This is a genomic window from Acuticoccus kandeliae, from assembly GCF_003073115.1.
Genome location: NZ_QBBV01000001.1, coordinates 271,704 through 290,371, shown reverse-complemented (window position 1 = coordinate 290,371; position 18,668 = coordinate 271,704). Strand labels below are relative to the sequence as shown.

Below are 18,668 nucleotides of genomic sequence, written 5' to 3'. Positions count from 1 at the left end.
ATGCCCGCCAAGCGCGTTGTTGTAGGCCCCTCATGAAAAGTCTGCGATGCCATCCGCTGTCCTGATCTTCAACACGTCCTCCGGCACCTACCTCCACCACGGAAACGCACGCGACAACGTGATCGCGTGCCTCGAAGAGGGGGGCGTCAGCGTCACGCCCCTCGAAGGATCGATCGGCAAACAGATCGCCAAGAGCGTCGAAACCCCGTCCGACATGGTCGTCGTCGCGGGCGGTGACGGGACGATCCGCTCCACGATCGCCGCCCATCGCGGCGGCGGCCGCCCGATCGGCATCATTCCGGGCGGGACGATGAACCTCCTCGCCCACGATTACGGCATCCCGATCGACCCGATCGAGGCGACGAAGGTCATCACCGGCGGCCACACGCGCGAGGTCGACTACGCGACGATCGGCGACAACGTCTTCCTCCACGCCGCCTTCACGGGCCTGCCGGTGCGCATCGGCGTCCACCGCGAGCACCGGCGCGGGCGGATGCGGATGCTCGACCGCATCTGGCTCGGCCTCCACGCCCTCGCGACGCTGCCGCGCGACCCGAACCACGTCCTGACCGCGACCACCCCGGACGGGGAGACGCGCACGATGACGGCGCGCTCCTTCGCGATCGTGGTCGGCACGCTCGACCCGATGCTCCTCCCCGTGCCGCACCGGGCGAGCGTCACCGGCGGCAAGCTGACGGTGTTCGCGCTCCACCCCGAATCGGGCGTGGACTTCGCCCGCCTCCTGGTGCGCGGCGCGTTCGGCGCGCTCGCCGACGATCCGCATGTCGAACAGCTCATCGTCACAAGCGCGGAAATTCGCGGGCCGCGACGCAGACTTCATGCGATGCTGGACGGGGAGCGCGTCCTCGTGCCATCTCCGTGCCCGATCGAGGTGCATTCGGGCGAGGTGTCCGTGTTCGCCAAACCTGACGTGCAAGAGGTTCACGCATGACGCTCCTTGCCCACATCTCCGACCTCCATTTCGGCTCGGAGGACCCGGAGACGACGGCAGCGCTCATCGACGAGCTCAACCGGGAGAAGATGGACCTCATCATTCTGTCGGGCGACCTGACCATGGCCGCGCGCCACAACGAATATGAGCGCGCCCGCGCCTTCATCGACGCGCTCGACGCGCCGGTGATCGCGGTCCCCGGCAATCACGACATCACGCCCTATGCGCTCGGCGAGCGCTTCTTCGCGCCCTATCGCCGCTGGCACTCCTACGTCCATCGCGAGCTGGAGCCGAGCTGGTTCGGTCGCGATGTCGCGGTCGTCGGCCTCAACACCGCGCGGCGCATGTCGCTGCGGCTCGACTGGTCGCACGGCAGCCTCTCGCGCAGCCAGATCGACGAATTGTCCGACCGCTTCGCCCGTGCGCGCGACAGCGCCTTCCGCATCGTGGTCGCCCATCACCCCTTCATCGCCGAGGACGCGGAGGACCTCTCCGACCGGCCGCGCGTGATGGTGCGCCGGGCGCAGAAGGCGCTCGCCGCCTTCGCGGAGCAGCGCGTCGACCTCGTGACCGCCGGGCACCTCCACCGCACCTATTCGGCCGCCTTCCACACCCCGGAAGATGTCGGCGCCGTCGTCGCCTCGCGCACCCAGCCCGGCCAGCGGGTGACGGTGATCCAGGCTGGCACCGCCCTCTCCTCTCGCACTCGCGGCGAGCCGAACAGCTTCAACCGGATCGAGATCGAGGAGGACGAACTGGCCGTCCATCCGGTGATCTGGGGCCGCAAGGGCTGGCAGCGCGAGGAGGAGCCCCTCGTCTTCATCGAGCGCCACGCCCACTCCTCGACCGTCTTCGATGAGGACGACGAGGAGGAGCTTGAGGCGCTGCGCGAGGCGGTGAAGGAGCTGGAGGAGCGCCGCGATATCAGCCGCGGGAAGCTGCCGGCGAAGGATGCGGAGAAGCCGAAATCCAAGGACCGCGAGCGGGACCGGGAGAAGGACAAGGCGAAGAAGGACCCCGTGCGCGCCAGGTTGGGGCTCGGCACGCGGCCGAAGACGCCGAGCCGCAAGAGCTAGCCGCGCCGCCGCCCTTCCGGCCGGCGTCCGTCAGAGGCGCGAATCGTCGAGGAGCGCCATGATCCGCTCCTGCCGTCCCACGAACTGAAGCGCCTCCTCGAACGGGAGGGCGTGGGAGAAGACGAAGCCCTGGCCGAGCGTGCAGCCGAGGCTGCGCAGGTTCTTGATCGTCTCCTCGTCCTCGATCCCCTCGGCGACCACGCTGAGGCCGAGCTTGCGCGCCATCTGCACGATCGCCGCCACGATCTGCCGGTCGAGCGGGTTGAGGGCCGAGTTGGTGACGAAGCTCCGGTCGATCTTCACCTCGCGGATGAAGGGCTCGCGGATGTGGGTCAGCGAGGCGAAGCCGGTGCCGAAATCGTCGAGCGCCACGCGGTAGCCGCGATGGAAGAGCTCGGTCAGATTGTCGTAGACGACGCGCTTGTCGCGGATGAGGACGTTCTCGACCACCTCGAACAGGATCTCGCTCGGCTCCGCGCCATATTCCTTGGTCAGCCGCTCGACCTGGGGGACGAGATCGACCCGCTCGAGCTGGGTCTGGTTGAGGTTCACCGCGATGTGGCCGGGCGAGACGCCGTACTCGTGAAAGCCGCGCACCGCCTTGAACGAGCCGACGAGGGCGACGTCGGAGAGCGGGCCGCCGATATCGCGATCCTCGAACGCGCGGAAGAAGGCGGCGGGGCCCAGCGTGCCGCGCACCGGATGGCGCCAGCGGCAGAGCGCCTCGAAGCCCACGACCGTCCCGGTCCGCAGGTCGAGCTTGGGCTGGAAGAAGGGCAGGAACTCGTTGCGCAGGAGGCCGGCCCTGACGCTCGCGGTGAAGGCGCGGTGCTCCTCGCGCTGCTCGCGCAGCGCCGGGTCGAACCGCTTCAGCCGGTTGCCGCCCTCCGCCTTCGCCTCGAAGAGCGCCTGCGAGGCGGCGCGGTAGGCGTCGACCCCCTCCGACACGTCTTCCGGGTAGACCGCGACGCCGACCGAGACGGAGAATTCGACCATCGTCGCGCCGACATTGACCCGCGAGGTCAGGATCGTGCGGATGCGGCCGGCGAGCTCGTTCACCCCGTCGAGATGGGGCAGGCCCGAGATGACGACGGCGAACTCGTCCCCGCCGAGGCGGATGACGGTGTCGGAGCCGCGGATGATGCTCGCGAGCGCGCGGGCGACGAAGCGCAGGACATCATCCCCCGCCTCGCGGCCGTAGGTGTCGTTGATGTCCTTGAAGTTGTCGACGTCGATGATGAAGAGCGCGGCGTGGACGCGCTGCTCGCCCGCCCGCAGCGTCGCCTTCGCGATCGTCGCGTCGAGCATGGATCGGTTATAGACGCCGGTGAGGCGGTCGTGTTCGGCGCTGGTGCGCGGGTCGAACGCGTCGCCGCGCAGGGACGACATGTCGTGCACAGTCGCGAACATGTAGCTCGGCGAACCCTCGGCGCGCATCACCTCGCCGTTGACGCGCACGAGGCGGCGGCCGCCGTCGCCGGAATCGATTTCGCGCTCGAAATCAAACACGTCCCCGCGCGAGCCGACACCGGTGAGGACGCGGTGAACGAAGCTGCGGTCGAACGGGTCGAAGGCGATGAGGAGGTCGCCGAGCGAGCCGAACCGGCCGCCGCCGAGAATGTCGACCGCCGCGGGCGACAGGTCGAGCTGGTCCTCCAGGAAGTCGTAATTGACCGTGCCGACGCCCATGAGGCGCTGGGCGCGGTTCATCTGCCGGTTCTCGTGTTCGAGGCGGGCGAGCCAGCTCCGCGCCGTGTCGGCCGCGCGCACCGTCTCGGCCTGAAGCTCGGCGATGAGGTGCTGCACGGCGAGGACACTGGCGGGCGGCGGCGCATCGCCCCGGCCGATCGCGCCGATCCAGGCCTGGCGGCCCTTGATGACCACCGGGATCGCCACCACCGTCAGCGGTCCGGACGGGCCGTCCACCAGCGAAATCGCGGGTCCGTCGCGGGAGGCGGGCGGCGTCCAGTGCGCGGCCCATCGTTCGGCCTCGTCCGCGCCCACCACCAGGGGTCGCCCGTCCGCGAGATCGATCAGGCCGACCGGCATCTGGAGCGCCTTGGCCGCGAGTTCGGCCAATCGCGTCAGGCGCGGATCGCGCCGTTCCGAGGATGCACTGACGGACACACCGGTTTCCGCGCCGGATTCGCTATCGCTCTGGGCGCACCTATCCTGTGTGGTCCGTTGCATTCTACCCTAAGTTTGGACGCAAGCGCGCCTCGTTGGAAAAACCGGCAGCTGCAGGCGCTTGTCCCGCCAACCTAGATCAACCCGGCCCTCGTTGCACGTGTCTTGCATGGATGCATAGCTTGTATTGCACGGCAACGCGAATTGCGCGTCAAGTCCCACGGGTTGAGATTCACGCGACGCGGGCACCGGCGCGGTAGACGGCGCGCACCACCGGGATGTCGCCGTCATTGTGACAGCGGACGCGCACGAGGTCGGCGCGATAATCCACCGCGATCCGGCCGCGATCGGTGAGATTCACCGCGGCTGCCGGGTTCTTTGTAACCGTCGCGATGGCGCGCGGCAGCGTCCACCCCTCGCGCTCGCCGAGGACGAAGGCCGCCTGGAGCATCGAAAACGGCACATAGTCGGAGGACAGGATGTCGAGCGCGTCGATATCGGCGAGCTCACCCACCGAGATATTGCCCGAATGCGACCCGCCGCGGACGAGATTGGGTCCGCCCATCAGGATCTTCATCCCCGCGGCGCGCGACGCGACGGCGGCGTCGATGGTCGTCGGGAACTCCGCCAGCGTCACGCCGTCGCGGACTGCCTCGGCGACGTGCGCCTCGGTCGCGTCGTCGTGGCTCGCGATGATCACACCACGCGCCTTCGCCCGGATCGCAAGCTCGCGGCGGTTGCTGTCGGACCAGATCGCCGCCCGCTCGCGCCGCTCGGCCTGGAAGCGCTCGAACTCGGGGTCGGACATGCCGCTCTTCGTCTGGAAATAGGCGCGGTAGGCGTCGAGCGAACGGAACTGGCGCTGGCCGGGCGTGTGGTCCATCAGCGAGACGAGCGCGACGCGCGGCATGTCGTCGAAGAGGGCGAACCCGCCGAGCGCGTATTCGTCCGACACCTCGCAGCGCAGGTGGAAGCGGTGGTCGACGCGCAGCCGCCCCTCGTCCTGCGCGGCGGCGATCACGTCGGCGATCTGACGCGAATCCTCCGAGGTCAGCGAGGAATCGGCGTCGAGCCCGACGCGCAGCGCGTCGAGCACCGTCGTGATCCCGGAGGCGGCGATCTGCGCGTCATGGGCCTGGATGGCGGCCGTCGTGTTCCAGCGCACGCGCGGGCGGGGCGAGATGTGGCCTTCCAGATGGTCGGTGTGCAGCTCCACGAGGCCGGGGACGACATAGTCGCCCTCGCAATCCTCGCCGGCGGCCGCCCCCTCGCCGATCGCATTGATGATCCCGTCCTCCATCACGACGTGGCCGTGGATCACCTCGTCGTCGAGAACGATGCGGGCATTGGTCAGGATGGTCACGGCTCAGGCGTCCCGGTCATCTTGGGTGGCAATGATGGTGAACGGGCCGTTCGGCTCGTCCTCCCGGAATAGGGCGTGGTGGAGGGTCTGCGGCGTCGCGAGGTGCGGCTCGAAATGGGCCGCGGCGCAGCGCTTGACCTCCGGAACCGCTGCCGGGTCGAGCGACCCGCTCAGCGTCATGTGAAACACGAAGCGCTCCATCACATAGGGATAGCCCCACGCGTCGAGAAGCTCCCGTCCGCGCGCATCGAGGAGCGCGGGCTGGCGCCGGGCAAGGTCCGCCTCGTCGAGCGCGGCGCGCCAGGGCTCGAAGGCGCGCACGGCCGCCTCGCCCGCCGCCACGACCGGCGCGGTGTCGACCGCCCCGAGCGCCACGAAGTGGGAAAGCTCGGCGATCTCCAGCGCGACCGAGAGGGGCGGGTTTTCGGCGCAGAAATCATGGAAGGCGGCGACGAGATCGCCCTCGGACGCCCCGTCGGCGAGGCGGAACGGGGCGCGCATCGTGGCGTGGAAGCCGTAGCGCGCGGGCGTCGCGGCGCGGGCCTCGACCGGGGCCTCGGGCTCGCTGACCGTCCCGGTGAACGCCGAACGCCCGAGCCAGCGTTCGGCCGCTCCGAGGAAGGGAGCGCCGCGCGGCGGCGTCAGATAGACGGCGTACCTCAAGAGGGTCTCACTTTCGCTCAATCGAACAGGACCGGGTGGCCGATTGCGGCCGTCCGCGCAAGAGGCCGATACCATCTTTCGGCCCGATGGCGGCGCAAAGTGCGGGGCGGGGCAACGCGCGCTTCCGTCGTTCCCACACTTTCGTGACAGTGTGGCAACAGCGCGCGAGACGCCGTCAGCGCTCGTATTTTTCCAGGAACGAAGCGGCGTCGAGACGCTGGAAATCGGCGAGGGCGGTGCGCAGGCTGGCGTGCGGCCAGTCCCACCATCCGAGCGCGTCGATCCGGTCGGCGATGTCGGGAGCGAAGCGGCGGCGCAGCGGCCGGGCGGGGACGCCGGCGACGATGGTGTAGGGGTCGACATCGCGCGTGACGACGGCGCCCGCGCCCACCACCGCGCCGTTGCCGATCGAAACGCCCGGCATCACCGTCGCCCCGTGCCCGATCCACACATCGTGCCCGACATGGACCGCATGGGCGCGGCGCCATTCGAAGATCGAGGCGTCGTTCTCGGCGTCCGGAAAATAGTCGCCGGCGCGGTAGGTGAAGTGGTGGCTCGTCACCCGCTCCATCGGATGGTTCGACGGGTTGAGGCGCACATGCGAGGCGATCGAGCAGAACTTGCCGACGGTCGCGAACATCATCTGCCCGTAGTCGACGATGTAGCTGTAGTCGCCCATCGCCGAGTCATCGAGGCGCGTGTGGGCGCCGATCTCGGTGTAGCGGCCGACGGTGGAGCCGAGGACGACCGCCGTCTCGTGGATCCGCGGCGTCTCGGACAGCTTCATGCCGCGGCCGCCGCCGGGGCGAAGCGCGTGACGTCGACGATCCGGTCGGCGACCGCGTCGCGCACCGCCTCATCGTGGAAGATGCCGAGGATCGCGGTCCCGGCCGTCTTCTTCTCCTCGATCATCGCGACCACCACGGCGCGGTTCACCGCGTCGAGGCTCGCGGTCGGCTCGTCGACGAGGAGGAGCGGGGCCTCGCGGATGAAGCCGGCCGCGATGTTGACGCGCTGCTTCTCGCCGCCGGAGAAGGTGGCGGGCGGGAGCCCCCAGAGCCGCTCGGGAAGGTTCAGCCGCGCGAGGAGCTCGCCCGCCTTGCCGCGCGCCGCCTCGGGGTCGAGCCCCCGCGCCTCGGCGGCCACGAGATCGAGCGCGGAGACGCGCGGGATCGCGTGCAGGAACTGGGTGACGTTCGCGATCGTCTCGCGGCGGACCGCGATCATCTCCCGCGCCGAGATGCGCGTCGTGTCGACCATCGCGCCGCGGTGGCGAACGAGGATCGACCCCGCGCTCGCCCCGTAGGTGCCGGAGACCATCTTGAGGACCGAGCTCTTGCCCGATCCCGACGGGCCGCCGAGCACCACGCATTCGCCAGCCGCGACGTCGAAGGTCGCGCCCTCGACCACCGGCAGCCGCACCCCGCCCTGGAGGTGCATCGTGAAGACCTTGGAGAGGCCGTGAACGCTGAGGATCGTGTCGGTCATCGTCACACCGTCAGGATCGCGGAGACGAGGAGCTGTGCGTAGGGATGCTGGGGATCTTCTAGGAGGCGGTCGGTCAGACCCTCCTCCACGATCCGCCCGCCCTTCATGATGATCATCCGGTCCGCGAGGAGCCGGGCGACGCCGAGATCGTGCGTGACGAGGATCGCCGCGAGGCCGAGTTCGGAGACGAGGCGGCGCAGCACGTCGAGGACGCGCGCCTGGACCGACACGTCGAGCCCGCCGGTGGGCTCGTCCATGAAGATAAGGCGCGGGCTCGTGACGAGATTGCGCGCGATCTGGAGGCGCTGGCGCATCCCGCCGGAGAAGGTGCGCGGCGCGTCGTCGATGCGGTCCGCCGGCACCTCGACGCGGCCGAGCCAGTCGATCGCGGTGTCGCGGATATGGCCATAGTGGCGCTCGCCGACGGCCATCAGCCGCTCGCCGACATTGCCACCGGCCGAGACGCTCATGCGCAGCCCGTCGGCCGGGTTCTGGTGGACGAAGCCCCAGTCTGTGCGGGCGAGGAAGCGCGTCTCCGCCTCGGTGAGCGTCGCGAGGTCGCGCATCGCACCGTCCCGCATCCGGTAGGAGACGGTGCCGGCGGAAAGGTCGAGCCGCTGGGCGACGCAGTTGAGGAGGGTCGTCTTGCCGGACCCCGATTCGCCGACGATGGCGAGCACCTCGCCCGGCCACAGATCGAACGAGATGTCGGCGCAGCCGACGCGCGCGCCGTAATAGCGCGTCGCGCCCGCCACCTGGAGGAGAGGCCCCTCGCCGTCGCTCATTCCGCGTCTCCGGTGGGGGTCGGGGCGGGGCGGATGCGCGCCATGACGAGGCTGTCGATCAGGACGCCCTCGCGCAGCACGTCGGCCTTCAGCCGCCCCTCATGGACGAAGCCGAGGCGCTCATAGAGCGCGATGGCGCGCGTGTTGTCGGCGAGCACGTCGAGATGGACGCGCACGAGGCCGAGCCAGTTGTCGGCAAGGTCGAGCATCGCCTCGGTCAGCGCTTGGCCGACGCCGCGACCCCAATGGTCGTCATGGACCGCGAGGCCGAAGCCGGCGCTGTGGGACTTGCGCCCCTTGCCGCGCTCCAGGAAGGCCCAGCCGATCACCACCTCGCCCCGCACCGCGAGGACGCAATATTGGTTCACCGGCCGCTCCAGGAAGCGGCGGCCGACCTGCTGCTCGCCCTCGAACGGCAGGCGCTGCGTCCCGGCGCGCACGCCGGGAAGGTTCGTCATCTGCGTGAGGGAGGGGACGTCGCGCGCCTCGGGCGGCCGCAGCACATAGTCGCTCATTCGGCGGCCTCCGCTGCCATGCGCCGGCCCTCGCAGAAATCGGTGTCGCTGCAGGCGTACATCCGCCCGCCCGCATCGTCGGTCACGATCTCGTCGAGATAGACGCCCGTCGCCCCGCAGAGCGCGCAGGGCTCCTCGAAGGCCTGCACCTCGAACGGGTGGTCCTCGAAATCGAGGCTGATGACCTCGGTGTAGGGCGGCAGGGCGTAGATCCGCTTCTCGCGCCCGGCCCCGAAGAGCTGGAGGGCGGGTGAGTTGTTCATCTTCGGATTGTCGAATTTCGGCGTCGGGGACGGGTCCATCACGTACCGCCCCTCGACGAGCACGGGATAGGCGTAGGTCGTCGCGATATGGCCGTGGGTCGCGATGTCCTCGTAGAGCTTCACGTGCATCAGGCCGTATTCGGCGAGCGCGTGCATCACCCGCGTCTCGGTCTCGCGCGGCTCCAGGAAGCGCAGCGGCTCGGGGATCGGCACCTGGAAGACGATGATCTGTCCCGCCTCCAGCGGCCGCTCGGGGATGCGGTGGCGCGTCTGGATGACCGTTGCCGCCTCGGTATGCGTCGTCGTCGCGACATCGGCGACGCGGGCGAAGAAGGCGCGGATCGAGACGGCGTTGGTGGTGTCGTCGGAGCCTTGGTCGATCACCTTCAGGACGTCGTCCGGGCCGATGATGGAGGCCGTCACCTGCACGCCGCCGGTGCCCCACCCATAGGGCATCGGCATCTCGCGGCTCGCGAAGGGGACCTGGTAGCCGGGGATCGCCACCGCCTTCAGGAGGGCACGGCGGATCATCCGCTTCGTCTGCTCGTCGAGATAGGCGAAATTGTAGGTCGGCGCGCTCACTCGGCGGCCTCCCGCTGGTCGCCGTCCTCGCCCGCCGCGCCGTCGGCGGCGGCTTTGCGCGCCTCGTGCTCGGCGCGCATCATGCGGATCAGCCCGACCTCGGCCTGGAAGTCGACATAGTGGGGCAGCTTCAGGTGCTCGACGAAGCCCGTCGCCTGCACGTTGTCGGAATGGGCGATGACGAACTCCTCGTCCTGCGCCGGGGCGACGCGGTCCTCGCCGAACTCGTCGGCGCGCAGCGCGCGGTCGACGAGCGCCATCGCCATCGCCTTGCGCTCGACCCGGCCGAAGGCGAGGCCGTAGCCGCGCGTGAACTGGGGCGGCTCGGTGGCGCTCCCCTTGAACTGGTTCACCATCTGGCACTCGGTCAGCGTGATCTCGCCGAGGACCACCGCGAAGCCGAGCTCTGGGACGAACATCTCGACCGCCACCTCGCCCATGCGGATCTCGCCGACGAAGGGATGGTTGCGGCCGTAGCCGCGCTGCGTGGAGTAGGCGAGGCCGAGGAGCCAACCCTCGTCGCCGCGCGCGAGGGCCTGGAGGCGCATGTCGCGCCCGATCGGGAAGTCGGCCGGATCGCGCGTGATGTCGCCCGGCGTCTCCTCCCCGGCACCGTCCGGCTCGATGAGCCCCTGATGGCCGAGAACGTCGGTCACGCGCGGCGTCGCGCCGGAGGGCTCGGCGGTCGCGAGCGGCCCGGCGGGGGCCTCGAGGTCGGGCTCGATCAGGCGGTGGGTGTAGTCGAAGGTCGGGCCGAGCACCTGGCCGCCCGGCAGATCCTTGAAGGTCGCGGAGATACGCCGGCGGATCCGCATCGCGCCGGTGTCCACGGGCTCGCTGGAGCCGAGGCGCGGCAGCGTGGTGCGGTAGGCGCGCAGGAGAAAGATCGCCTCGATCATGTCGCCGCGCGCCTGGCGCACCGCGAGCGCGGCGAGCTCGGTGTCGTAGAGCGAGCCCTCGGCCATCACGCGGTCGACGGCGAGGCTGAGCTGCCCGACGATCTGCTCGATCGTGAGCCCCGGCACGCCCGGATCCCCGCGCCGCTCCTTGGCGAGCAGCCGGTGCGCGTTGGCAATGGCGGCCTCGCCGCCCTTTACCGCGACGTACATGCGACCTCCGTTGTGCGCGGCAGGCCCATGATGCGCGCCCCGTCCACCAGGATGAGGTCGAGCCCGCACGGGAAGAGCGCCCGGTTCGCCTGCCACCGCGCGGCGAACTCGGCCGGAAGGGCGAGCGCGACGTCCCGGCTCGCCTCGATCCCCGGACCGCGCAGCGTGAAGGTGGTGCCGGTGAAGGCGGCGGGCAGGATCAGCGTCGCGGAGCGGTCGGGATAGGTCTCGGTGCCGATCGGGAAGGCGTCGAAGTCCGGCGCGTCGAGGAAGGCGAAGGCCGCCGCCGCACGCTCGGGCGTGACGCGCGCCCCGGTCTGGAAGGTGATCCAGTCGCCGGGCCGCCCTTCGTAGGACGGCGCGAGCCAGACCGGTGTCTCGGCGTCGCACAGGGCGAGCGCGAGGGCACCGAGGGCGGGCGTCAGCGGCAGCGGCGGGCGGGCGGCCTCGCCGAGATCATGCACCGTGCCGGGCTCGGCGAGCGCCGACAGCACGGCACGGAAGACGCGCTGCGCGTCGAGCGTCGCGTCGCGGAAGCCGCCTTCGAGGATCGCGGCGTCCATCAATCGTCCCCCCGCGCCATCGTGAAGAACTCGACGCGCGTCGCGGCCGTCTCGGCGGCCTCGGCGGCGTTCGCCTCGGCGCGGGCGGCGGCGAGCGGCGCGATCACCTCATCCCGCACCCGCGCGGCATGCGCTGCGCTCTGGCCGAGCGCATCGAAGAGGGCGACGAGCCGCGCCCGCTCCCCGTCGCGGCCGAGGACGTGGCCGAACCCGACCTCCCCATCGGCGAGCGTCACGACGCAGCGCGTCGCCGTCGCCTCGCCGAGATTGAACGGCGCACCGCCCCCGCCCATGCGGCCCTTCACCATGACGAGCCCGGTCTCGGGCCCGCGCACCACGGTGTGGGCGGGCTTCGGCTCGTAGGCGGACCAGAGGTCGGCGAGCGTCGCCGCGTCGGCAAGCGCGAGCACCGCGAGCGCCTCGCGCCGGGATGTCGGTGGGATCGGATCGGACATGGCGCGCTGGTAGTCCGGGAACATGACGATGGGATGAAGCTACACCCCCCACCCCGCCTCAGGCGAGGCTGAGCTGCCAGGAGACGCCGAAACGGTCGCGAACCCAGCCGAATTTCTTGCTGAACGGGTAGGTGTCGAGCGGCATCATCACCGACCCGCCCTCGGCCAGACCCGCGAAGACGCGCTCGATCTCGGCCTCGTCCGTGCAATCGACGACGATCGAGATCGACGGGGTGAAGGTGAAGCCCTGCGAGATCGGCGTGTCGATCGCGGCGAAATTCTGCCCCGCGAGCGACCAGGCGGCGTGCTTCACCGTTCCGGGCGCGCCGGGCTCGCCCTCGGCGTAGGTCTCGATATGGTCCACGCTGATGGCCGGGAACAGCTCCCGGTAGAGCGCGATCGCCTCCGCCGCCTGCCCGTTGAACATCAGAAAGGTGCTCGCACGTTCCGCCATGAATTCGCCTCCTTGGTGTCGATCCGGGACGCTAGCAGAAAGGGGCGCCCCGAATCGAACCCTCGCGCGGGCACGCCGATTGCATCGCGCCAAGACCGCCATGGAGACCGCATGACGCCGCCACCCGATCACCCCCGCGCCGAGCGCGCTTTTCCCCGGTTGAGCCTTGCCGCGAAGTGTGCCGTGATGGCGCGCCGGCGTGGTCGGCACAGCGCGGGAGCGGCGGCATGACGGGCTATCTTTCGACCCACGTCCTCGACACGGCGCACGGAATGCCGGCGTCCGGCGTCGCGGTCGGCCTGTTCGATTCCGAGGGCGAGCCGATCGCCCGCGGCACCACCGACGCGGACGGCCGCGTCCCCTCCCTCCTGGCGGGGGAGGATTTCCTCCTCGGCAGCTACACGCTGGAGTTCGAGATCGGCGATTATTACCGCCGCCTGGGCCTCGACCTGCCCGATCCCGCCTTTCTCGAAACCGTGGTGATTGCGTTTGGAGTCTCCGACGAGGGCGCGCACTATCACGTGCCACTGCTCGTCTCGCCGTACGGCTACACGACCTATCGGGGGAGCTGACACCGCCTATGAGCGCCACGCCGGCCGCGACCATCAGTTTCTATCTGAACGGCCAACCGGTCGAGGTGGCGGATGCCCATCCGACGACGACGCTCCTCGAATGGCTGCGCGCCAAGGGGCTGACGGGCACCAAGGAGGGCTGCGCGGAAGGCGATTGCGGAGCCTGCACCGTCGCCGTGCGCCGCCCCAATGGCGACGCGCTGACGACGCGGGCGATGAACGCCTGCATCATGGCCCTGCCGATGGTCCACGGGGCCGAGATCGTGACCGTCGAGGGGATCGGCGGGACCGAGCCGCACCCGATCCAGCGCGAGATGGCCGCGCGCCACGCCTCGCAATGCGGCTTCTGCACGCCGGGCTTCGTCATGTCGCTCTGGTCGCGCGAGCCGTTCGAGCGGGACGACCGGCCCGCCATTGAGGACCGCCTCGCCGGCAATCTGTGCCGCTGCACCGGATACGGCCCGATCCTCGACGCCGCCGCGGCGAGCGCGGGCGAGGCCGACGCGATGCGCAGCCCGGCCGCAGACGCCGAGCGCGCCGCCGCCCTCGCCGCGATCCCCGCCCTCGACTACCGGTTCGACGATCGCCGCTACCACATCCCCGACACCGAGGCCGACTTCGCCGAGGCGCTCGCCGACGCGCCCGACGCGACGATCCTGTCCGGCGCGACCGATGTGGGGCTCTGGATCACCAAGCGCCTCTTCGATCCGCCGATGATCCTGTCGACGGCCCGGCTCGAAACGCTGAAGACGATCGAGCGCGACAACGGCCACCTCATCGTCGGCGCGGCGGTGACGAACAGCGCCTTCGCCGCCGCGATCGGCGAGACCTGGCCGCATCTTGGCGAGATGATGCGCCGCTTCGGCGGGCTCCAGGTGAGGAATGCCGGCACCGTCGGCGGCAACATCGCGAACGGCTCGCCCATCGGCGACCTGCCGCCCGCCCTCATCGCCGCCGGAGCCGTGCTGGAGCTCGGCCACCGCGACGGGCCGCGCCGGCTGCCGCTCGAGGAATATTTCATCGCCTACGGCCAGCAGGACCGCCAGCCGGGCGAATATGTCCGCCGCATCCTGATCCCGACCGCGGGGCTCGACCGGCTCACCTGCCACAAGGTCTCGAAGCGCTTCGATTCCGACATCACCGCCGTCCTCGGCGCGTTCTCGCTCCTCCTGGAGGTCGGCGTCGTCGCCGAGGCTCGGCTTGCCTTCGGCGGCATGGCGGGGACGCCGAAGCGCGCCCTTGCGGCCGAGGCCGCCCTCACAGGCAAGGTCTATGGGGCGGACGTGGTCGCCGCCGCGGCCGCCGCGCTCGCGGACGATTTCTCCCCCCTCTCCGACCAGCGCGCCTCCGCCGCCTATCGCCTGCGCGTCGCGCAGAACCTCCTGAAGCGCGACTTCATCGAGCGGACCGCGCCGGGCACCGAGACGCGCCTTGCCGGCCGGGCCGGGCGGAAAGTCGCCGCATGATGCAGGAAAGACTGCCGGTCGAGGAGCCGGGCCGGCTCTATCCCGACCCGCCGCTGCCGACGCCCCACACCGCCGAGGGCGAGACGCACCAGCCCCGCCCGCACGATTCGGGGGAGAAGCACGTCGACGGGCGGGCGATCTACGCCGACGACATCCCCGAGCCCGCCGCCCTCGTCCACGTCCACATCGCCTGCGCGAAGTTCGCCAAGGGCCGCCTCACCGCCGATCTCGACCAGGTGGAGAAGGCGCCGGGCGTCGTCGCCGTCCTCACGGGCGACGATGTGCGCGGCGAGAACAATGTCGGCCCGGTGGTGCACGACGAGATCATGCTCGCCCTCGAAGGCGGGGTCGCCGAGATCGTCTATCACGGCCAACCCCTCTTCGCGGTCGTCGCGAGGACGCGCCGCGCCGCGCGCATGGCCGCCGAGCGTGCGATCTACGAGATCGTCGAGGACGTGCCCGTCATCACCATCGAGGAGGCGATCGAGGCGGGCGAGGAGGTCGACGAGGCCTACCGCATGGCGCGCGGCGACGCGGCGGCCGCCATCGCGGCCGCGCCGCGCACGGTCTCCGGCCGGATGGAGATCGGCGGCCAGGAGCACTTCTCGCTGGAGGGCAATATCGCCGTCGCGACGCCGGGCGAGGACGACGACATGCACGTCGTCTCCTCCACCCAACACCCTTCGGAGACGCAGGAGGTCGTCGCCCGCGTCCTCGGCGTGCCCGCGAACGCGGTGACGGTGGAGGCGCGCCGCCTCGGCGGCGGCTTCGGCGGCAAGGAAACGCAGGGCAACCTCTTCGCGGCGGTCGCCGCCCTCGCCGCCCGTGTCACCGGACGCCCGGCCAAGGTCCGCCCCGACCGCGACGACGATTTCATCATCACCGGCAAGCGCCACGAGTTCCTGATCGACTACGAGGCCGGGTTCGACGAGGACGGCCGCCTCCTCGGCGTGCGCTTCGTCCAGCACGCGCGCTGCGGCTGGTCGCTCGACCTCAGCCGCGCGATCTGCGACCGGGCGATGTTCCACGCCGACAACACCTACGCCATCCCTGCGATGGAGGTGATCTCCCACCGCTGGCGGACCAACACCTGCTCCAACACCGCCTTCCGCGGCTTCGGCGGCCCGCAGGGGATGGTGGGGATCGAGCGGGTGATTGAGCACGTCGCCCACGCCCTCGGGCGCGATCCGCTCGAGGTGCGGCGCGCCAACATCTACCGCGCGGCGATGCCGGCCGAAATGCGCACGACGCACTATCACATGGAGGTCGAGGACGCGGTGATCGGGGAGATCATCGACGAGCTCGCGGCGAGCGCCGACTATGCGGCCCGCCGCGCCGAGATCGCCCGCTGGAACGAGACCTCGCCCATCATCAAGCGCGGCATCGCGCTGACGCCGGTGAAGTTCGGCATCTCCTTCACGACGACCTTCCTCAACCAGGCCGGCGCGCTGGTGCACGTCTACAAGGACGGCTCCGTGATGATCAATCACGGCGGCATCGAGATGGGACAGGGCGTCTACATCAAGGTGGCGCAGGTCGCCGCCGACGTGTTCGGGCTGCCCTTGAGCCGGGTCAAGATCACCGCGACGCGGACCGACAAGGTGCCGAACACGTCCGCCACCGCCGCCTCCTCCGGCGCGGACATGAACGCGATGGCGACCTACGACGCCTGCGCGAAGATCCGCGACCGCCTCGCCGACTTCGCCGCCTCGCGCACCGGGGTGGACCCGGCCGAGGTGGTGTTCGCGGGCGGCTGGGTGCACGCGGGGTCGACGCGCTTTCCCTTCGACGCGCTCGTCCACGACGCCTATCTCGCCCGCGTGCCGCTTTCCTCGACCGGCTTCTACGCGACGCCGAAGATCCATTGGGACCGCGCGCGCGCCGCCGGCCGGCCCTTCTACTATTTCGCCTATGGCGCGGCGGTGACCGAGGCCGCGATCGACACCCTCACCGGCGAGACGCGGATGCTGCGCACCGACATCCTCCACGATGTCGGCCGGTCGCTGAACCCCGCCGTCGATCTCGGGCAGATCGAGGGCGGCTTCGTGCAGGGCATGGGCTGGCTCACCATGGAGGAGCTGTGGTGGGACCGGAAGGGCCGCCTCGCGACCCACGCCCCGTCCACCTACAAGATCCCCACCGCCTCGGACCGGCCGATCGAGATGCGGATCGCGCTCTGGAAGAAGGGCGAGAATCGCGAGCCGACGATCCGCCGCTCCAAGGCCGTGGGCGAGCCGCCGCTGATGCTCGCGATCTCCGCGCACCAGGCGATCGGCGCCGCGATCGCCGCCGCCACGGGCGCCTTCCCCGCGCTCGACGCCCCCGCGACGCCGGAACGGATCCTCGCCGCGCTCGACGCGGCGGGCTGAACCGCCGCCCCTGCCCGGCCCCGGCATGCGCGCGGCCGCCACCCTCTCCGACCTCGCCCGCCACGTCCGTGCGGGGCCGACGGCGGTCGCCGTGCTCGCCCGCGCCGCCGGCTCGACCCCACGCGAGGCGGGCGCGTGGATGCTCGTCACCCCGGCAGAGACGGCCGGCACGATCGGCGGCGGCGAGGCGGAGCGGCGCGCCATTGAGGCCGCGCGCGCGCTCCTCGCGGGCGAGGCCGCGCGGACCGATCTCGACATCCCGCTCGGCCCCGAGATCGACCAGTGCTGCGGCGGGCGGATGGCGGTCGTGATCGTGCGCATCGCGACACCGCCCGCCGGCCCCTTCGCGCTGTGGGAGGGCGGCCCGCTGATCGCCGACCCGCCGCGCCAGCCCGTCCTCGTCTATGGGGCGGGGCATGTCGGCGCGGCGCTCGTCGCGGCGCTCGCCCCGCTTCCCTTCGCGATCGACTGGATCGACCCGCGCGCCGAGGCGCTCTGGCCCGTCGCCGGCGCGGTCCCCTGCCGCCGCCTCGCGCTCCCCGAAGCGGCGGCGGCCGCCGCGCCCGACGACGCCATCCACCTCGTCATGACCCACAGCCACGCCGTGGACCTCGAGATCGTCGCGACGGTGCTTGCGCGCCCGTTCGCCTTTCTCGGCCTCATCGGCTCTGCGACCAAGCGCGCCACCTTCGTGCGCCGCCTCGCCGAGCGCGGCCTTGACGCCACCCGCCTCACATGTCCCATCGGATTGGACACCATTCCGGGAAAGGAACCCGCAGTGATCGCTGCTTCCGTCGCGGCCCAGCTCCTCATCCTCCAAAGGGCCGGCGGGCCGCGATGAGCCGCATCATCGAGCGCGGCCGGCTGCGGCCCTTCACCGGCACGATCACCGGCGCCGACCCGTTCGAGGAGATCGAGGACGGGGCGATCCTGCGCGAGGACGGCATCATCGTCGCGGCGGGCCCGGCGGTCCCCCTCATCACCGCCAACCCGGACGCGACCGTGGTGCCGACCGAAGCGCTGCTGTCCCCCGGCCTCGTCGACGTCCACTGCCACTATCCGCAGACCCGCATCACCGGGACCTATGGCGGCGGGCTTCTCGAATGGCTCGAGACCGTCACTTTCCCCGAGGAGATGAAGTTCGAGGATCCGGCCTATGCCGCCGAGATCGCCCGCGAATTCTTCGACCGGTGCGAGGCCGTCGGCACCACGGACGTGACCGTCTTCTGCACCTCGCACCCGGCCTCGGTGGACGCGCTCTTCAACGAGGCGCTGAAGCGCACGCTGAAGGTGACGGCCGGCCTCGTGATGATGGACCGCAACGCCCCCTCCCCGCTCCTCACCCCGGCGCAGGAGGCCTATGACGACAGCCTCGCCCTCATCGAGCGCTGGCACGGCGCGGCGGACGGGCGGCTCACCTACGCCATCACCCCGCGCTTCGTGCCGACCTCGACCCCGGCGCTCCTGGAGGCGGCGGCGGCGCTGTGGGACGAGCACCCGACCTGCGCGATGCAGACGCACCTGTCGGAGAGCGTGGAGGAGGTCGCCTGGGTGCGCCGCCTCTTCTCCGACGCGCCGGACTATCTCGCCGTCTACGAGCAGTTCGGCCTCGTTGGTCCCGGCGCGATCTTCGCCCACGCGATCCACCTTTCGGATCGCGAGATCGCCTCGCTCGCCGACCACAAGGCCGTCGTCGCGCACTGCCCGACGGCGAACCGCTTCCTGAAGTCCGGCACCTGCCCCGTCCGCCGCCTCCTCGATGCCGGCGTCACCGTGAAGCTCGGCACCGATATCGGCGCGGGGACGACATTCGACATCATGGAGGTGGCGCGCGTCGCCGAGGGCGTGCCGCGCCGGCCGGACTGA

19 protein-coding genes are annotated in these 18,668 nt (G+C 70.7%); 7 read left to right on the top strand and 12 right to left on the bottom strand.

What is annotated here, in order from left to right; all coding sequences use genetic code 11:
* Positions 1–46: 46 nt before the first annotated feature.
* Together DBV35_RS01320 and DBV35_RS01315 are read left to right on the top strand one after the other, a co-directional pair.
* Positions 47–952, top strand: coding sequence for a diacylglycerol/lipid kinase family protein (locus DBV35_RS01320; protein WP_108658456.1), 906 nt, complete (start codon positions 47–49; stop codon positions 950–952).
* Positions 949–2,028 (top strand): metallophosphoesterase family protein, encoded by a 1,080-nt coding sequence (locus DBV35_RS01315; RefSeq protein ID WP_108658455.1) that lies wholly within the window; start codon positions 949–951, stop codon positions 2,026–2,028. Before DBV35_RS01320 ends, DBV35_RS01315 begins: the two co-directional genes overlap by 4 nt.
* 30 nt (positions 2,029–2,058) lie before the next feature.
* Here DBV35_RS01315 and DBV35_RS01310 read toward each other — a convergent pair whose 3' ends face one another.
* From DBV35_RS01310 to DBV35_RS01255, 12 genes are all read right to left on the bottom strand, one after another.
* The gene (locus tag DBV35_RS01310) at positions 2,059–4,155 is read right to left on the bottom strand and encodes a putative bifunctional diguanylate cyclase/phosphodiesterase (RefSeq protein WP_170134858.1); all 2,097 of its coding nucleotides are present in this window, start codon (positions 4,153–4,155) and stop codon (positions 2,059–2,061) included.
* A 232-nt stretch (positions 4,156–4,387) separates the two neighbouring features.
* Positions 4,388–5,518 (bottom strand): alpha-D-ribose 1-methylphosphonate 5-triphosphate diphosphatase, encoded by a 1,131-nt coding sequence (locus DBV35_RS01305; protein ID WP_108658453.1) that lies wholly within the window; start codon positions 5,516–5,518, stop codon positions 4,388–4,390.
* 3 nt (positions 5,519–5,521) lie between these two features.
* A complete protein-coding gene (locus DBV35_RS01300; protein WP_157961526.1) occupies positions 5,522–6,181 on the bottom strand; it encodes a DUF1045 domain-containing protein in 660 nt (219 codons plus the stop codon).
* Positions 6,182–6,356: 175 nt separating this feature from the next.
* On the bottom strand, positions 6,357–6,968 hold the full coding sequence (locus DBV35_RS01295) for a DapH/DapD/GlmU-related protein (protein ID WP_108658451.1): 612 nt from the start codon (positions 6,966–6,968) through the stop codon (positions 6,357–6,359).
* Entirely contained in the window at positions 6,965–7,669 is a 705-nt protein-coding gene (gene phnL, locus DBV35_RS01290) for a phosphonate C-P lyase system protein PhnL (RefSeq protein WP_108658450.1), read from the bottom strand. The genes DBV35_RS01295 and phnL overlap by 4 nt, the downstream gene beginning before the upstream one ends.
* A 2-nt stretch (positions 7,670–7,671) precedes the next feature.
* Positions 7,672–8,454: a phosphonate C-P lyase system protein PhnK gene (phnK, locus tag DBV35_RS01285; protein ID WP_108658449.1), complete on the bottom strand. Its 783-nt coding sequence runs from the start codon at positions 8,452–8,454 to the stop codon at positions 7,672–7,674.
* Positions 8,451–8,969: a GNAT family N-acetyltransferase gene (locus tag DBV35_RS01280; RefSeq protein ID WP_108658448.1), complete on the bottom strand. Its 519-nt coding sequence runs from the start codon at positions 8,967–8,969 to the stop codon at positions 8,451–8,453. Before DBV35_RS01280 ends, phnK begins: the two co-directional genes overlap by 4 nt.
* Positions 8,966–9,814, bottom strand: coding sequence for an alpha-D-ribose 1-methylphosphonate 5-phosphate C-P-lyase PhnJ (locus DBV35_RS01275; RefSeq protein WP_108658447.1), 849 nt, complete (start codon positions 9,812–9,814; stop codon positions 8,966–8,968). The genes DBV35_RS01280 and DBV35_RS01275 overlap by 4 nt, the downstream gene beginning before the upstream one ends.
* Complete coding sequence (locus tag DBV35_RS01270) at positions 9,811–10,923, bottom strand: carbon-phosphorus lyase complex subunit (RefSeq protein ID WP_108658446.1); 1,113 nt, start codon at positions 10,921–10,923, stop codon at positions 9,811–9,813. The genes DBV35_RS01275 and DBV35_RS01270 overlap by 4 nt, the downstream gene beginning before the upstream one ends.
* Complete coding sequence (phnH, locus tag DBV35_RS01265; protein WP_108658445.1) at positions 10,908–11,486, bottom strand: phosphonate C-P lyase system protein PhnH; 579 nt, start codon at positions 11,484–11,486, stop codon at positions 10,908–10,910. Before phnH ends, DBV35_RS01270 begins: the two co-directional genes overlap by 16 nt.
* Positions 11,486–11,941: a phosphonate C-P lyase system protein PhnG gene (gene phnG, locus DBV35_RS01260; RefSeq protein WP_108660488.1), complete on the bottom strand. Its 456-nt coding sequence runs from the start codon at positions 11,939–11,941 to the stop codon at positions 11,486–11,488. Before phnG ends, phnH begins: the two co-directional genes overlap by 1 nt.
* 58 nt (positions 11,942–11,999) lie before the next feature.
* On the bottom strand, positions 12,000–12,395 hold the full coding sequence (locus DBV35_RS01255) for a VOC family protein (RefSeq protein WP_108658444.1): 396 nt from the start codon (positions 12,393–12,395) through the stop codon (positions 12,000–12,002).
* A gap of 227 nt (positions 12,396–12,622) precedes the next feature.
* Between DBV35_RS01255 and uraH the strand changes: the two genes are divergently transcribed.
* Genes uraH through DBV35_RS01230 form a run of 5 tightly spaced genes read left to right on the top strand, consistent with a single transcriptional unit; the run spans position 12,623 to position 18,668 of the window.
* Entirely contained in the window at positions 12,623–12,967 is a 345-nt protein-coding gene (uraH, locus tag DBV35_RS01250; RefSeq protein ID WP_108658443.1) for a hydroxyisourate hydrolase, read from the top strand.
* An 8-nt stretch (positions 12,968–12,975) separates the two neighbouring features.
* Entirely contained in the window at positions 12,976–14,433 is a 1,458-nt protein-coding gene (gene xdhA / locus DBV35_RS01245) for a xanthine dehydrogenase small subunit (protein WP_108658442.1), read from the top strand.
* Entirely contained in the window at positions 14,430–16,802 is a 2,373-nt protein-coding gene (xdhB, locus tag DBV35_RS01240) for a xanthine dehydrogenase molybdopterin binding subunit (protein WP_245943802.1), read from the top strand. The genes xdhA and xdhB overlap by 4 nt, the downstream gene beginning before the upstream one ends.
* A gap of 25 nt (positions 16,803–16,827) precedes the next feature.
* A complete protein-coding gene (gene xdhC / locus DBV35_RS01235) occupies positions 16,828–17,643 on the top strand; it encodes a xanthine dehydrogenase accessory protein XdhC (RefSeq protein ID WP_108658441.1) in 816 nt (271 codons plus the stop codon).
* Positions 17,640–18,668, top strand: coding sequence for a guanine deaminase (locus tag DBV35_RS01230; protein ID WP_157961525.1), 1,029 nt, complete (start codon positions 17,640–17,642; stop codon positions 18,666–18,668). The genes xdhC and DBV35_RS01230 overlap by 4 nt, the downstream gene beginning before the upstream one ends.

Excerpts from the sequence above, each read along its gene's own strand:
- DBV35_RS01320 (WP_108658456.1), top strand. The coding sequence starts at position 47 with ATGCCATCCGCTGTCCTGATCTTCAACACGTCCTCCGGCACCTACCTC.
- DBV35_RS01295 (WP_108658451.1), bottom strand. The coding sequence starts at position 6,968 with ATGAAGCTGTCCGAGACGCCGCGGATCCACGAGACGGCGGTCGTCCTC.
- uraH (WP_108658443.1), top strand. The coding sequence starts at position 12,623 with ATGACGGGCTATCTTTCGACCCACGTCCTCGACACGGCGCACGGAATG.
- xdhA (WP_108658442.1), top strand. The coding sequence starts at position 12,976 with ATGAGCGCCACGCCGGCCGCGACCATCAGTTTCTATCTGAACGGCCAA.
- DBV35_RS01270 (WP_108658446.1), bottom strand. The coding sequence starts at position 10,923 with ATGTACGTCGCGGTAAAGGGCGGCGAGGCCGCCATTGCCAACGCGCAC.
- phnL (WP_108658450.1), bottom strand. The coding sequence starts at position 7,669 with ATGACCGACACGATCCTCAGCGTTCACGGCCTCTCCAAGGTCTTCACG.
- DBV35_RS01315 (WP_108658455.1), top strand. The coding sequence starts at position 949 with ATGACGCTCCTTGCCCACATCTCCGACCTCCATTTCGGCTCGGAGGAC.
- xdhC (WP_108658441.1), top strand. The coding sequence starts at position 16,828 with ATGCGCGCGGCCGCCACCCTCTCCGACCTCGCCCGCCACGTCCGTGCG.
- DBV35_RS01280 (WP_108658448.1), bottom strand. The coding sequence starts at position 8,969 with ATGAGCGACTATGTGCTGCGGCCGCCCGAGGCGCGCGACGTCCCCTCC.
- DBV35_RS01255 (WP_108658444.1), bottom strand. The coding sequence starts at position 12,395 with ATGGCGGAACGTGCGAGCACCTTTCTGATGTTCAACGGGCAGGCGGCG.
- phnH (WP_108658445.1), bottom strand. The coding sequence starts at position 11,486 with ATGGACGCCGCGATCCTCGAAGGCGGCTTCCGCGACGCGACGCTCGAC.
- phnK (WP_108658449.1), bottom strand. The coding sequence starts at position 8,454 with ATGAGCGACGGCGAGGGGCCTCTCCTCCAGGTGGCGGGCGCGACGCGC.
- phnG (WP_108660488.1), bottom strand. The coding sequence starts at position 11,941 with ATGTCCGATCCGATCCCACCGACATCCCGGCGCGAGGCGCTCGCGGTG.
- xdhB (WP_245943802.1), top strand. The coding sequence starts at position 14,430 with ATGATGCAGGAAAGACTGCCGGTCGAGGAGCCGGGCCGGCTCTATCCC.
- DBV35_RS01230 (WP_157961525.1), top strand. The coding sequence starts at position 17,640 with ATGAGCCGCATCATCGAGCGCGGCCGGCTGCGGCCCTTCACCGGCACG.